At 34.4% G+C, this 15,284-nt stretch carries 14 protein-coding genes and 1 tRNA gene; 4 read left to right on the top strand and 11 right to left on the bottom strand.

Annotated elements, in window-relative coordinates; genetic code table 11:
- Nucleotides 1–7 precede the first annotated feature (7 nt).
- The 11 genes from Q4500_RS02750 to Q4500_RS02700 all read right to left on the bottom strand — a co-directional run bounded on the left by Q4500_RS02750 (nucleotide 8) and on the right by Q4500_RS02700 (nucleotide 11,651).
- Nucleotides 8–718, bottom strand: coding sequence for a LytTR family DNA-binding domain-containing protein (locus Q4500_RS02750; RefSeq protein WP_303598213.1), 711 nt, complete (start codon nucleotides 716–718; stop codon nucleotides 8–10).
- Nucleotides 719–1,039, bottom strand: a complete 321-nt coding sequence (locus tag Q4500_RS02745; protein ID WP_303598212.1) for an Hpt domain-containing protein — start codon at nucleotides 1,037–1,039, stop codon at nucleotides 719–721.
- Nucleotides 1,036–2,034: an ATP-binding protein gene (locus Q4500_RS02740; RefSeq protein ID WP_303598211.1), complete on the bottom strand. Its 999-nt coding sequence runs from the start codon at nucleotides 2,032–2,034 to the stop codon at nucleotides 1,036–1,038. Before Q4500_RS02740 ends, Q4500_RS02745 begins: the two co-directional genes overlap by 4 nt.
- 65 nt (nucleotides 2,035–2,099) lie before the next feature.
- Nucleotides 2,100–3,230, bottom strand: a complete 1,131-nt coding sequence (locus tag Q4500_RS02735) for an FIST signal transduction protein (RefSeq protein ID WP_303598210.1) — start codon at nucleotides 3,228–3,230, stop codon at nucleotides 2,100–2,102.
- 11 nt (nucleotides 3,231–3,241) lie between these two features.
- A complete protein-coding gene (locus Q4500_RS02730) occupies nucleotides 3,242–5,605 on the bottom strand; it encodes a PAS domain S-box protein (RefSeq protein WP_303598209.1) in 2,364 nt (787 codons plus the stop codon).
- A complete protein-coding gene (locus Q4500_RS02725; protein WP_303598208.1) occupies nucleotides 5,598–6,140 on the bottom strand; it encodes a heme NO-binding domain-containing protein in 543 nt (180 codons plus the stop codon). Before Q4500_RS02725 ends, Q4500_RS02730 begins: the two co-directional genes overlap by 8 nt.
- 78 nt (nucleotides 6,141–6,218) lie before the next feature.
- On the bottom strand, nucleotides 6,219–6,620 hold the full coding sequence (locus Q4500_RS02720) for a response regulator (RefSeq protein ID WP_303598207.1): 402 nt from the start codon (nucleotides 6,618–6,620) through the stop codon (nucleotides 6,219–6,221).
- Between the two features lie 125 nt (nucleotides 6,621–6,745).
- Nucleotides 6,746–7,993: an FAD-binding oxidoreductase gene (locus Q4500_RS02715; RefSeq protein ID WP_303598206.1), complete on the bottom strand. Its 1,248-nt coding sequence runs from the start codon at nucleotides 7,991–7,993 to the stop codon at nucleotides 6,746–6,748.
- Between the two features lie 16 nt (nucleotides 7,994–8,009).
- A complete protein-coding gene (locus Q4500_RS02710) occupies nucleotides 8,010–9,017 on the bottom strand; it encodes a 4-hydroxyproline epimerase (RefSeq protein ID WP_303598205.1) in 1,008 nt (335 codons plus the stop codon).
- 21 nt (nucleotides 9,018–9,038) lie between these two features.
- Nucleotides 9,039–10,616 carry an aldehyde dehydrogenase (NADP(+)) gene (locus tag Q4500_RS02705; protein WP_303598204.1) on the bottom strand — a complete coding sequence of 526 codons (1,578 nt, stop codon included), beginning with the start codon at nucleotides 10,614–10,616 and terminating at the stop codon, nucleotides 9,039–9,041.
- A gap of 117 nt (nucleotides 10,617–10,733) precedes the next feature.
- Nucleotides 10,734–11,651 carry a dihydrodipicolinate synthase family protein gene (locus Q4500_RS02700; protein ID WP_303598203.1) on the bottom strand — a complete coding sequence of 306 codons (918 nt, stop codon included), beginning with the start codon at nucleotides 11,649–11,651 and terminating at the stop codon, nucleotides 10,734–10,736.
- A 133-nt stretch (nucleotides 11,652–11,784) separates the two neighbouring features.
- Here Q4500_RS02700 and Q4500_RS02695 point away from each other — a divergent pair, with 133 nt between their 5' ends.
- From Q4500_RS02695 to Q4500_RS02680, 4 genes are all read left to right on the top strand, one after another.
- Complete coding sequence (locus Q4500_RS02695; protein WP_303598202.1) at nucleotides 11,785–12,630, top strand: AraC family transcriptional regulator; 846 nt, start codon at nucleotides 11,785–11,787, stop codon at nucleotides 12,628–12,630.
- Between the two features lie 84 nt (nucleotides 12,631–12,714).
- A tRNA-Leu gene (locus tag Q4500_RS02690) sits at nucleotides 12,715–12,798 on the top strand.
- A gap of 110 nt (nucleotides 12,799–12,908) precedes the next feature.
- Entirely contained in the window at nucleotides 12,909–13,808 is a 900-nt protein-coding gene (locus Q4500_RS02685) for a MerR family transcriptional regulator (protein WP_299319982.1), read from the top strand.
- Nucleotides 13,809–13,822: 14 nt separating this feature from the next.
- On the top strand, nucleotides 13,823–15,280 hold the full coding sequence (locus Q4500_RS02680) for an NAD(P)/FAD-dependent oxidoreductase (RefSeq protein WP_303598201.1): 1,458 nt from the start codon (nucleotides 13,823–13,825) through the stop codon (nucleotides 15,278–15,280).
- Nucleotides 15,281–15,284 lie beyond the last annotated feature (4 nt).

Below are 15,284 nucleotides of genomic sequence, written 5' to 3'. Positions count from 1 at the left end.
AAAAAGCTTAAAGTAAATTCAAACGTCTCATTAATTCTGGGCGGTTAGAGCGGCTAATAGGCACCACATTTTTAGCAATAAGCACGCTATTATCTTCTATATCAATAATTTTGGTAAAGTTGATAATGTACGATCTGTGTATTTGCAGAAACAACTTTTCAGGTAATTTTTCTTTTATTTTTTTCAAGGTAGTATGTACCCTATGATCTTCTTTTTCTGTTTTAACGTCAATGTAATCGCCTTTGGCTTCGATAACCAAAATTTCATTGAGTTTCAACTTAATCAATCTTCGGTCAATATTGATATACAAATCTTCACCTTCAGATGAATTTTGTTGTGTTTCTACGTGTGTTTGTGGCTTTTTAGAAGAACTACTTTTAATTTTTTCAATACTTTTTTCAAAACGTTCTAGTGTAATCGGTTTCACCAAATAATCAACGATACATTCATATTCATAAGCGGCTATTGCGAAATCTGTATCAGAAGTAGTCATAACTACTTTTGGTGGATTTTTAAGTGTTTGTATAAAATCGACACCACTAAAACCAGGCATGTGAATATCTAGAAAAATAACATCAATATTCTGTTGATTTAAAAACTTGATTGCCGAAATGGCGTTGTCAAATTCTTCAATAACATCAAGCTCAGGTATCTTTGAACAAAGTTGCCTAACAACTAGTCTTGCCGTGGCTTCATCATCGATTATAATACAGTTCATTTAAATTGTTTTAATGTATTCTTCAATAGTTTCTAATACTTCAACGAATTTAGATTGACTATCGTGCTTTCCATCCAATAATTCCATTTCATAAGCTACTGCTAACTTATAAGAATTTTCCATTCCTAAGATATTAAACTTATGTTTTAGTTTATGAACAATTTCGGCAGTTTCTTTTACTCTTGTATTTTTTACATGACCAAAATATTCTTCTTTTTCTAACGGAAACTCGTTTTTAATAATATCAAGAAACTGATTTCTAAAAGAAATATCGTCACCAGCAAGCTCGTCTACGTAATTAAGATTAGGTTGTTCTATCATGAATTCTTTTTTAATGTGATATAAAACGTAGTACCAACGTTTTCTTCTGATTCTAACCGAACATCGCCTTCATAAAGTACCGCAATTTTCTTAACAATTGCAAGTCCGATGCCAGTGGCATTGTTAGCTGTCTCCAGCTTTTTAAACATTTCAAAAATTCCTTTTTGATGTTTCTCTGGTATTCCCTTGCCATTATCTGAAACACTAAATTTCCAGTAGGCGTCATCTGGCTCGTAACCAACTTTTATAATTCCTTTTTCAACATTTTCTGTTGCCGTAACCGCATTGGTAAATAAATTCATAAACAATTGCTCTAGTCGTGCTCTTTCAAAGAACAATTCTGGCAATTCTTCATCATACTCAAAAGTTATATTTTCAGGAACAAAAATAGTTTGTTCAATATCTTTTAGGCTCTCTTCTAAACTAAATGTAACCCTATGCTCTTCAGTTTCGCCCATGGTAGCATGGTTAAGAATACCTGAAATGAGCTTATCCATCTTAGTCAAGTTCTGCGACACCATTGAGAAATTGTCTTTACTGGCAGCAGAAAACTTTTCTTTCTCATCTTCCATTATCCAACTCATCAACGCATTGATGTTTCGGATGGGCGATTTTAAATCATGCGATACCATTTGCGCATAATTGTTTAAAGATTGATTTTGGCTTTCTAAACTCTTTAAAAGTCTGTCTTTTTCAACAGTCATTTCAGAAACCTTCGCTGCCAAATTACTTATGTATGCGGCTAAATCTTCTGCATTGAAGTCATCTTTGACATTCTCACCAAAAAGTTGTTCTTCATTTAAATTCTCTGTAAGACTACGGATGGTATTTTCTAGGGATACTAGAATCTTTTTTTGCTGTTTTGCTTCTTTCTGTAAACTCTTATTGGCTTCAAATAGTTCATCTGAACTTATCGTTGAAGCTCTATGAAGCATAGAAAATTTATCATCAAAATTCTCATAAGATTTTTCTACTGCTTCTAAAAAACTTTCCATTTCTGGGTTCGCCTTTAGATCTTCTGGTAAATATTTTCGGATTTGTCTTTTTAACAGGGAATGCATTATTCGCTAAATAAGGTTAATGTCATGGTCTGATTGTGCAATTTACAACTATCTTGACCGCTAAAAGGTGCCATTTCGCCATAGGAGTAAAATCCGCTTATTACCGTATTACCACCAATTACGGCTTTAACTTCTTCGATTTCTTCTTCAGTACGTTGATCCATTACCAACTTTCTACCAATACAACTAATCAATAACGCCAACTCAGGAGATTTCTTTCTGCCACCCATAGCGAGTTCTGCTGCATGAAAAGCTCCGTTTGCTATATCATCTACAGAAGACATCATTAACTGCACCCTTGCCCCTTCTGGAATGTCACCTGCAAGTGTCATTGTATTTTTTTTCTCATCTATATTAAGAATCGTTCTCACCAAAGGTTCAGCATCTTCGGTCACCTTAACACTTAACGGGTATAGCAATGCCGACTTCGGCAATTCATTTGCTTTTTCACCTAAATAGGTTTTGTAAAGATCCAATGCAGGTTTACCATCTAATTCAAAAAGTAGATTACCTTCAGATTTTGTAATAATACGTTCTGGCCCAAAAGTGGTCCAACCACCGTAATTAGAACTAGTAATTTCTAAGGTATCACCATAAAAACCTATAGCTATTATTTCACCTTCCTTGGGGTTTTCATTATAAGATGCCAATGTTCGTTCAAAACGATCATCATCACCACATAATCCACCAGAGAGTCCGAAATGTGTATTGCCTAAATGTTCTAAACCTTCTATAAGTGCACTGCCGTTTACGGTACTACCTTCAGATATTACAAATAGATGTTTTAAATTTTCTTTCGGAAACTCAGCTATTAAAACCTCTCCTAATTTTTTATCATCATTTTGAAAATCTGCAACATTGCTTCTTTTCACTAAAATTGAACTCTTTTCAAATTCTATAGCAGTTAAAACAATGCATCCGTCCAAAACATTATCATCTATAATTTCACCCGAAGTGGTGCCAAAAACGATATGCCCGTTCGGAAACAACTGTTTAACCTCATCATATATATGTTCACTTTCTAACATATATCGATTACCAAAAACCAATACTAACGGTTCTTTAAGTAGCGTAGAATCTTTAAGTACAAAAGATTCATTTGATTTTTTTATTCCTTGAACTATTTTCATTTAATGAATCTTTAGTTATGGTTTTTCTTTATTGTAAAATGAAATTGAGTTCCTTCCCCAACAACACTATCTACCCAAACGCTACCTTGGTAGCGATCAACTATTTTCTTAACTATTGAAAGCCCTATACCAGTAGACCTTTCATTATTACCTATAGATTGAAAAATGTCAAAAATCTTTTTATGATACTCTTCTGGTATACCTACTCCATTATCGCTAACGGTAAACTGCCAGAATTCGCCATCGTCTTTATAGAGAACTTCAACAAGCCCTACTTCTCTTTCAATATGTACAACCGCATTACCAATTATATTTTGAAAAACTTGATGCACTTTAATTCTATCTGCCATGATAATTGGCAACGTTTCAGGAATGACCAATTTTACATGTTCTGGAATAAAGATAGTCTCACCTATATCATTTATTACTTCATTTAGGTCTACTTTAGAATCATCTAAGGCTGAACTATTAGCTGTCGAATACTCAAGGATACCATGGATCAACTTATCCATAGAGGCTACTTTCTCTTGCATAAGCTCAAGATTCTGTCGACCACCTTCATCTAAAACATCTTTATAATCATCACTCAGCCAAGTTGCCAAAGCACTTATACTTCTAAGTGGCGATTTAAGGTCATGAGAGACAATATGGGCATACTCTTGTAACCCTTGGTTACTATTTTCTAATTCGCTAAGTAATTTTTCTTTCTGGATTTCTAATTGCTTTTGATCTGTAATATCTAAATGAATACCTATAGAACCTATAATAGCACCGGTATCATTATACCTAGGTGCACCACTAATAAGCCAGTGTTTTATATTCTTATTTTTATCGATTACTTCAACCTCGTAAGATTCAGACTTACCATTTAATCTATTCTGATTTTTCGTTTCAATAATATCTCCATCTTTGAACTTTACAACGTTAGAGGCTACTTTACCAATAAGTTCTTCTTTTTCAAAACCACTCATTGTACAAAAGCTTTGGTTGACCATTTGTATGACATCTTTATTATCGACCTCAACCAAGCCTAAATTCATATTTGCAATGATGCTACTATACTTTTCTCGTTGGTTTTCTAAGTTCTTTCTGTAATTCTTAGAGATGGTAATATCTTGATAAGCCCATAAGTGCCCCTTGTAATCACCATCATTATCTATAGGTATAAAATCTCTTGCTAAAATTCTACCGTCAATCATTTCAAGTTCATCTGCCAAAACAGTTTCTTTTTTAGCTAAAATTTCTTCTATTCTACTAACAAAGCTTTTTGGGTTTTTAAAATACTTTTTATATTCTTCTTCTGATTCTGCACAATCAACGCCAATTATTTTCTTAGGAGATTCTTTAATATGAAATAAATCACAGAATTTTTGATTGGTCAATGCAATTTTACCTTCCTCATCTTCTAAAAGAACACCAGACTGTAAATTAGAAATAAGAGCAGTCAATCTATTTTGAGATGCCTCTAGTTTTCTATCTGCCTCTAATTGGTGCGAAATATCTTCTACAATAGCCACCTGATAATCTTTTTTTCTATGATCATCATGTATCGCTGAAATTCTAGTTTTACCCATTATGGTAGAACCATCTTTTCTGGTGAACTTCCATATTTCAGTAAACTTTTCAAGTTTACCAGCACACATCTCATCAAGTTGATTTAGTGTATCTGCTGCATTTTCTGGTTCTGAGATTGATTTAAAAGAAATGTTTTTGAGTCCGCCTTCTTGATAACCAAGCATATCTACAAAAGTATTATTGGTCTTCAGAATTACACCGTCAACTGCTAAAACAATACCTAAAGGAGAATTCTCTACTATAATATCTAATTGCGCTTTTTGTTCGGCAACAAGTCTTTTTACTTCGGTTTCTTGGGTAATATCTCTGATAATACCCTGAGCAGCAATAGGTCTTTGATTTTTATCGTACACCAGACTTGCGTTAATCTGAATCCATTTTTCAGAACCGTCTTCAAGAATAATTTTTGCACGATAATTTTTTAAGCTACCTACCTCGATCATCGACCGCATCGATTCTTGGGTATATTCTAAAAAATCTGGATGTATAAATTGTGAAAGGTTTACTAGCTTATCATTATGATCAAACTGCAAAAATTCTTTGGCAGACCTATTCATATTAATAACATTGAATTGTAGATCCATTACCACGTAAGGATCGATAATATTTATAAAAATACCATCTAATTCAGATGTTTTTTCGCTTAGTAAATTTTCGAGTTTACTGTTAGATTCTCTTAAATGACTGGTGACATCATAGAGCTCCTTAGATTTTTTTTCTAAGATATTCTCTGCTTGTTTACGAGCCTTTTTCTGCCGTTCGAGCGCTTTTTTTAAGAGAAGAACTTCTTTGTTATCCATGTTGTACTACATCAAATTTCACTTCAGTACCATCTTCTTTAAGAAGTTCATAGGTAATATCCGCTTTACCGTTAAAGTGTTCAAATGCTTTTTCAATTAAACCATGAGCCAATCTATATAAACCTCTAGATGAAGAATATATCATAGAAATAGAATTATCGGTCTTGTCTAGTATTTTAAATGTAGGCAGTTCTGCTTCAGGATACAGCTTTTTTACATGAACATGTATATGATCCTCTATAGAATATAGCAACCCTATTGGGTTTCTGTAACTTTGAATAACTTCTGGATGTGCATTCTTTAAACTTGAGAACAAGTAGAGTCCGAATGCATAAATTAAATCTCCAGCCGGTAAATCTACCTCTTTACTTAGCTGGGTGATCAACGCTACCATTTCATTAAATTCGTAAGTAGCTACAGAGGTATAAATACCCTCTGATGGTAAATTTGATTTTTCAATAATATTATCAACAGTCTCTAAACCGAACTCAGATTCGACCATTTCTAAAAACTCGGTAAATACGATTCCTTTCATTTGATTTTTTTAAATACACTCAAACGTAGGAAAATTAATACGTAAATAGGAAAAAATGTTGTGAAATGAGCTTTTTTGTTAGCCTTTCACTAGTTGATTAACATTCCAGTACTCTAAAACAGCGTTTAGTTTGTACTCGTAATCTTCATATTTTAGTGGCTTAATTACATAACCTGCTATACCAGCTTGGTAACATTTCAACAAATCTGCTCTATTTTCTGAGGTTGTTAAAATAACTGTAGGTAAGTATTGAAGTAATTCATCTGCCTTTAAAATAGCTAGAAATTCAATACCGTTCATTCTTGGCATGTTCAAGTCTAGTAGAATAATATCAGGTAATTTTTCGCCAGACCTTAAATAGGTTAAAGCTTCTTCACCATTTTTTGCTTCTGTAATTGAATGCTTTAAGTTAAGTTTAGAAACTGTACGTTTCAACTTCATAACTTCTATTAAATCGTCTTCTATAAGTAATATGTCCATTGCTCATTTTTATTGATACGACAAATATTAAAGATTTATCATTCTTAAAATGACAGCTATAGGTGAATAACAGTTTACTGTCGGTGAATGGTAATTCTCTACCGACGAGTATTTTTCAACATTCGTTAAAATCTTCGATCAGGGCTAAATGCTGCGATGTTCATAGCCGTCTTAGTACCAGACAATAACTCTGAAACTAGTTTACCTGTGGCAGGTCCTAAACTCCAACCCATCATTGCATGCCCAGTGGCAATAGTCAAATTAATTATGTTAGACGATTTACCAATGTAAGGCAGCCCATCTGGTGAAACTGGTCGCAATCCGGTTTTTACATTTTTTATTTCAGTGTCATTAATTTTTATATTAGGGTAAAAGGCTTGAGCACCATTAGCTATTGCCGTTACTCTTTCTTTTCTTATAATGTCATTTAAACCAGAAAACTCCATCGTACCCGCGAATCTTGTAAATCCGTTCATTGGGGTAACCGCTATTTTAGATTCCATTAATATAGCCGGAATCGTAATACCCGTATCACGTTCTATATTTATTCTATACCCCTTACCACCTTGTAGTGGTAACTTCAACTGTAATTTTTTCGCCAGTTCACCGCTCCATGAGCCTGCAGCCAAAACAACTTCTTCTGGTTTATAAGAACCCTTATCGGTAACTACCTCTCTTATACTGTTACCAGAACTCTTAATATCTAAAACTTCTTCATTTGTTCTAATAGTAACACCTTGCCGCTTTAAATAAGCCACTAACTTGGGCATTATTTCTGTCGGAGTTGTATGCCCGTCACATTCATAATGTATAGCACCTTCTGCATCAATATTCACATTAGGTTCTAATTGCTGTAATTCTGCCTTGTTTAAATCAGATACCTCTAGCCCTTCAAAAGCTACTCTTTCAGCAACCTGTTTTTCATGTAAGTAACTTGCTTCGGTCTTATACAACATCAATAAACCTTTTCGTTCTAGTTGAAAATCTCCTAAATCGCCCGAATTTTTAATATCGGCAAATAGTTCTCTACTAATAAGGTTAATGTCCTTAATTAAAGGAATAGCCTTTTCTACCTTAGCTGATGTTGATGATTTATGAAAATACCATGACCATTTTAAAAAATCGGCGTCTAACCTAGGTTTCATATAAAACGGACTAGCAGAATTAAACATCATTTTTATTCCTTTCGCTATCATACCAGGCGATGCTAACGGAATTATATGACTTGGTGTTATATAACCTGCATTTACAAAAGATGCACCAGAGGTAATATCACCTTTATCAATAACGGTAACGGAAAAATCTTTCTTATTTAAGAAATATGCAGTGCTTAAACCTACAATACCACCGCCAATTATTAGTACATTCTTCATTTATAATTAATAGAATTTAAATTACTTGAAACCCGTATGCATACGGATCATCGTCATCTATAGTAATGGTGTTTTGACCATATACTTTTGCCCAACCTTTAATACTCGGTATTATCGCAGGTCTGTCAACTAAAACGGTTTCTTCTTCTACCCTACCCACAAATTGAGATCCTATATAGCTTTCATGAATAAAGTCTTCACCAGCATTTAACTTACCTTTTGCAAACCATTGTGCCATTCGTGCAGAAGTACCTGTACCACACGGCGAACGGTCAATGGCTTTATCACCATAAAACACGGCATTTCTTGCGGTAGCAGTATCAGAAATAGTGTTGCCTGTCCATAACATATGACTCACACTTCTAATTGTAGCATCTTCTGGATGGATAAATAAATTGGGATATTTCAGATTGATTCTCTCTCGTAGTTCTTGACTATACTGAATAAGCTGACTTGCAGAGAAATCTTGAATTCCGCTAAAATTCTTTTGGGGATCTACAATAGCATAAAAATTACCACCATAGGATACATCAAAAACAACCTCACCCAAATAAGATGATTCTATGGTTAAATCTGTCGCAGCCAAATAAGACTTTACATTGGTCAATTTTACCCAATCTACTTTATTGCCCGTTTGTTTATACGATATAAGTACTAAACCTGCCGGAGTTTCCATACGAACTTTCCCCAGTGTTTTAGGTATAATCAAACCTTTTTCAATACCAATGGTAATAGCACCAATGGTACCATGACCGCACATAGGTAGGCATCCGCTGGTTTCAATAAATAAAATTCCAAAATCATTATTAGGGTCGCTCGGTGCATAAAAAATACTACCACTCATCATATCATGACCACGAGGCTCGAACATGAGTCCTTTACGGATCCAGTCATATTCCTTTAAAAAATGCAGGCGTTTTTCACTCATGGTTGCGCCGACCAAATCAGGACCACCTTGTTTTACTACCCTCACAGGATTACCACAAGTATGCGCATCGATACAAACAAATGTGCTGCTGGCCATATTAATAGTTTGTTATTTGTTTCAGTTTTTAGTGTATTCGCCTTCAACAAGTCTTGTAATTTTCAGCGGATTATCGTTTTGCAATGCCGCTGGCAACAATTTATTAGGCCAATCTTGAAAAGAAACGGGACGTACCCATCTTTTTATAGCCGAGGTACCAACAGAAGTAAAACGAGCATCTGTAGAGGCAGGAAACGGACCACCATGAACCATAGAAGAATTTACTTCTACACCCGTTGGTACGCCATTGAACAATATACGCCCTACTCTACCTTTCAATGCATCTACTATAGCCGTATTTGAAGCCAAGTCTTCTTCAGAACCCAAAATAGTACCTGTCAACTGACCTTCTAAATAATTTAAAATAGCTTCTAATTCAGTAGTATTTTCACATTCAACTACTACAGAAAAAGGACCAAAAACCTCTTTGTGCAATTTTGTGTTCGCCAAGAAATCGGCACCGCTAACTTTTAAAATAGAAGGTTGTGCTGTATTCGGATTTGTAGCTTTTTTATAATCTGCCGTAATAGTTATTCCTTTTTGGGCAGATAGTTCTTTTTTACCTTCGTTGTATTTTGCATATATATTCGGGTGCAACATACATGTAGGCTCCAATTTTAGAATTTCTTCGGATAAGGTGTTGATGAAACTATCCAATTTAGCTCCCTTCAGCCCTAATACCAAACCCGGATTGGTACAAAATTGCCCTGCACCCATAGTTATTGAAGCAGCATATTTAGTTGCCCAAGCATCACCATCATTCTCTAAGGCAGAAGGAAGTAATACTACAGGATTAATACTGCCCATCTCTGCAAATACAGGTATAGGCTCATCTCTTTCGTTAGCTAATTTATAAAGCGCAGTACCACCATTTATACTACCTGTAAACCCAACAGCTTTTACTTTTGGATGCTTCACCAACTGCTGACCCACTTCTATACCGCTACTATTCAAATTTGAAAATACCCCATTAGGCATTCCTGTTTTTTCTACCGCTTTTATAATTGCCGATGAAACCAGTTCACCTGTCGCTGCATGCATTGGGTGACTCTTAACGATTACTGGGCAACCTGCTGCCAGTGCACTTGCCGTATCACCACCTGCTGTTGAAAATGCTAAAGGAAAGTTGCTTGCGCCAAATACTACTATAGGACCTAACGGAAATAACATTTTTCGAATATCTGACTTAGGCATTGGCTCTCTATTAGGCTGGGCTTTTTCAATTACCGCTTCTACCCAAGAACCCTCTTTCAATAAATTAGCAAAAGCTCGTAATTGGCCCATAGTACGACCACGTTCACCTCTTGCTCTACCTTCTGGCAAACCAGATTCTTTGCAATAGGTCTCAATAAGTTCATCACCAATAGCTTCAATTTCATCAGCAATCGTTTCCAGAAATACAGCCTTTTTAGCTCCTGAAAAATCTTTATAAACTTTAAAAGCATCAGTAGCTAAGGCTACAGCTTCATCAATTTCATTTGAAGATGCTTCGTAAAAAGTCCATTCTGTTTCTTTATTTTCTTTAGGATTAAAAGTCTTAAAAGTTTTATTTCCTTGCTTAGAAGATTTACTCCCGATTGCATTTGTACCGCTTATCATTTTTTATTTTTCTGATGTTACTCAAAAGTAAAGAAAGAAGCCGAAACAAATTTCGATTATTTCTTTACATTTCTGTATATACCCAGTAAACGTGTGGGGCATATAATAATGGTTCAATTAGTTAATACCTTTATAATCTGGCAATGTTGGCCTTGTAGCCATACCTTGTTTTATAACCGCTGCTACTCTTTCGCGTTCAGCACCAATTAACGGTAACCTTGGCGCACGAACATTCTCGGTACCAATACCAGTTGCAACTTCTGCCATTTTAATATTCTGTACTAATTGCGGACTAATATCAAGCTCCAATAATGGTAAAAACCATCTGTATATTTCTAATGCTTCTTTAATTCTACCGGCTCTTGCCAATTCGAAAACAGCACAAGTTTCAGCAGGGAAAGCACATACCAAACCAGCTACCCATCCATCAGCACCCATTAATGTGCTTTCTAAGCCTAAAGTATCTACACCAGTTAAAACATTTAGTCTATCTCCGAATCTTGTTTTTATACGCGTAATATTAGATATGTCTCTCGTCGATTCTTTTACCGCCTGTATATTATCGCAAACCATAAGTTCCTCTAACATATCTAGAGTCACCAAAATTCCGTAATCAATAGGGTTATTATAAATCATGATAGGCAAATCGGTACTATTCGCCGTTTCTTTAAAATACGTAACCGTTTCATGATCATTCGCTTTATAACGCATTGGTGGTAGCATCATTAACCCTGTTGCACCACATTCTTCGGCAACTTCAGCTGCATGAATAGCACCTTTCGTTGTTTGTTCAGCAATATTAATAATGACCGGCACCTTCCCTTTAACCAACTTTACGGTTTCTTTCATGAGAACCTTTTTCTCTTCATCGGTCAATGTACTCGCCTCCCCTAAGGTTCCGCCAAGTATAATTCCGCTTACTCCCGCATCTAATTGAACCCTTATATTGATAGAGAACATATCTAAATCAAGTTCGTCTTTATCTGTAAATTTTGTGGTAACCGCTGGCATAACGCCTGTCCATGAAATACTCATTATATATTGTTTTTGATGATACCCAAATCTACAGGTAGTATTAGAAATAAATTGTTTTCATATTACCTACACATGGTACTATTTTACCACCTTAATCATATAATTACAATATATACCGCTAAATTAGATGCATATGAAAGTATTTCCGTTTAAAATACCAAAACCAATAGATGAGCATTTAATTGTTCAAATAGATAAAGAACCTATCTTTTATAACAAGCTTCATCAACATGAAGAAATACAGATAAGCTACATTATAAACGGTAATGGCAAATTATTGGTGGGTGATAGTATACATCATTTTTCAACAGGAGATATTTATGTGATTGGTAGTAATTTACCTCACGTTTTTAAAAGTATTGCAAGTAATAAAGATGCCCATATGCTAACCGTTTTCTTTACCGATAGCACCTTTGGTGCGCACTTCTTTCAGCTACCCTATTTTAAAGATTTACAATCTTTCTTTACAAATGCCGCTTCTGGGTTTAAAGTAATGTCAAACAAAAAGCAACTAACACAGCAAATCCTAGCACTACAATCTCTACAAAAACTACAACGCTTTACATCGTTTTTAGAGCTATTAGAATTATTAAGCAAAGTAGCTACAGAGCCTTTAAGCAAGTTTATTTATGCTAAAATCTTAAGTTCTAATGAGGGGGAACGCTTGCAAGAAATATTTGATTTTGTTTTTAAGAACTTTCAGCAGCCTATATTATTAGATGACATTTCTAAAATGGCATACATGACCCCAAATGCCTTTTGTCGTTTTTTTAAACAACGTACCAATAAAACATTTTTTCAATTCTTAATAGAGCTTCGTGTAGAACATGCGTGCCAGCTATTAAATTCTAAAAAAGAACTAAATATTAATATGATTTCTGACCTATCTGGTTTCAACTCCATTTCTAATTTTAATAAGAAATTTAAAAAGATAAAAGGCTTAACACCAACCCAGTATCAAAAATCCCTAGTATTATAGAAAAGTTACCTTATTAATAATCATTAATATATTTTAAATTGAATGAGAGGTTTCTATATTTGCGCTTCATAATACTTCAAGTATGCCCACGTGGTGAAATTGGTAGACATGCTACCTTGAGGGGGTAGTGTTCGTAAGGACGTGCTGGTTCGAATCCAGTCGTGGGCACAAAAGGTTAGATTTAGGTCTAACCTTTTTTTATTTTGATAATTTTAACTATCAAGTACCCTAATACATTCTAATAAATTGTAGATTTGTTTAATTCTTTTTCAGAAAACATGAACAATGTAAAAAAACAGTTTAGTATTAGAGACCTTGAAAACCTCTCTGGCATTAAAGCACATACTATCAGAATTTGGGAAAAAAGATACAATCTTTTATCTCCTGAACGTACCGACACAAACATTAGAACCTATAGCCTTTCGAGCCTACAAAAGTTACTTAATGTTACATTGTTGTATAACAACGGACACAAAATATCTAAAATCGCCAAGATATCTGATAAAGACATTCCATATGTAGTTCGCGAAATAGTAGCAAAACACAGTCATAAGAGTCAAGCTATCAATGCTTTTAAATTAGCAATGGTCAATTTTGACCAAACTATGTTTTTTAATACATATAATGCGCTTTTGAGTGAAAACTCATTCCGAGAAATTTTCAAAGAAACATTTGTACCACTGTTGAACGAATTAGGCCTTTTATGGCAAACGGACACTATAAGTCCCGCTCATGAACATTTTATGAGTAGTTTGATTAAACAAAAAATTCTTCTTAACACCGAAAAGCTTCAACATTTAGAGCCTACCAAAAAAGACAAAGTTTTTGTTGCATTTTTACCTGAAAATGAAATACACGATATAGGATTATTGTATATTAATTACGAGATTATCTTAAAAGGCTATAAGTGTATTTATTTAGGTCCAACAATACCTATGGAGAACTTAGAAGATGTATTAAAATATTTCGATGACATCTATTTTGTTTCCTACTTCACTGTTTTCCCAGAAAAAGATAAGATTAACAAGTACTTAGAAGATTTCTCTAAACTTGTTGCCGAATATAACGACCCTAATTTTTGGATTTTAGGACGACAAACAAATTTTATTGAAGAGGCTACAAAACCTAAATTTTGTAGAACATTTACTTCCATCGATAACCTGGTTAACAATTTATAATCTCTTTGATACAAATGAATAAAAGTTGCATAGTAATTGGTTCTGGTTTTTCTTCACTATCAGCGGCATGTTACTTGGCAAAAGCTGGCTGGGATGTTTCTATATATGAGAAAAATGACACTGTAGGTGGTAGAGCTTCTCAATTCATAAAAGACGGCTTTACGTTTGATATGGGCCCGAGTTGGTATTGGATGCCAGATATTTTTGATAAATTTTTTGCCGATTTCAATAAACAAACATCAGACTATTACCAACTAGATAAGCTGAGTCCTGCTTATAAAATCTTCTTTAGTGACGATATTATCACCATAGGTGATAGTATGGATAAAATTTGTGAGGAGTTTGAAAGAATAGAACCTGGTAGTTCAAAAGCATTAAGAAAGTTTATCGATAAAGCTCAAGAGAATTATGATATTGCTATCAACAAAGTAGTTCTAAGACCGGGGCTTTCCCCTTTAGAATTAGTAACTAAAGAAACCATTTTAAAAGTTGACCAATTTTTTAAAACTATTAGTTCACAAGTACGTAAGTCTTTTAAAAATCCGAAATTGGTATCAACGTTAGAATTTCCTGTACTGTTTCTTGGCGCTAAGCCTAGCAATACTCCATCGTTCTATAATTTCATGAATTTTGCAGATTTTGGCTTAGGTACATGGCATCCAAAGGGTGGTATGTATGAAGTAATTAAGGCTATGGAGAGTCTAGCAAAAGAACTTGGCGTTAAAGTACATACGAATTCGCCTATAGATAAAATCCAAGTGACCAATGGTAAAGCAATAGGAGTTTCGTGCAATGGAGAAACTCATCTCGCAGATGTAGTTTTAAGTGGAGCAGATTACCACCACTCAGAAAGCTTATTAGATGAACAATACCAGCAATATTCTCAAAATTATTGGGATAAAAAGGTATTTGCCCCATCTTCATTATTATTTTACTTAGGGCTTGATACTAAACTAAAAAACGTTGAGCATCACAACCTATTTTTTGATACAGATTTTGAGCTACACGCAAAAGAAATTTACGACAGTCCGAAATGGCCAACAAACCCGCTGTTCTATGCTAATTTTCCATCTCTAACAGATGAAAGTATGGCACCCGATGGTTGCGAAACAGCATTTTTTCTAGTACCAATTGCTACTGCTCTTGAAGATACCGAAGCATTGAGAAGTCAATATTTTGATTTAATAATGGATCGTTTTGAAAAAAGAACAGGACAAGACATTAGAAAAAATATTATATTCAAAGAAACATTCTGTGTAAACGATTTTGTAGAACGATATAATTCATACAAAGGTAATGCCTACGGTATGGCAAATACTTTAACACAAACTGCATTTTTGAGACCGAATTTAAGAAGTAAAAAAGTAGTTGATTTATATTTTACAGGACAACTGACTGTACCTGGTCCCGGTGTGCCACCCGCATTGATTTCCGGTAAGTTAGTGTCAGAATTAATTATAAAAGATAATTAGTTAA

It is taken from the genome of Maribacter sp. 1_MG-2023, from assembly GCF_030547005.1.
Taxonomy (GTDB): Bacteria; Bacteroidota; Bacteroidia; order Flavobacteriales; family Flavobacteriaceae; genus Maribacter.
The sequence above is the reverse complement of the archived record's forward strand: the minus strand, read 5'-3'. Positions and strand labels throughout refer to the sequence as shown.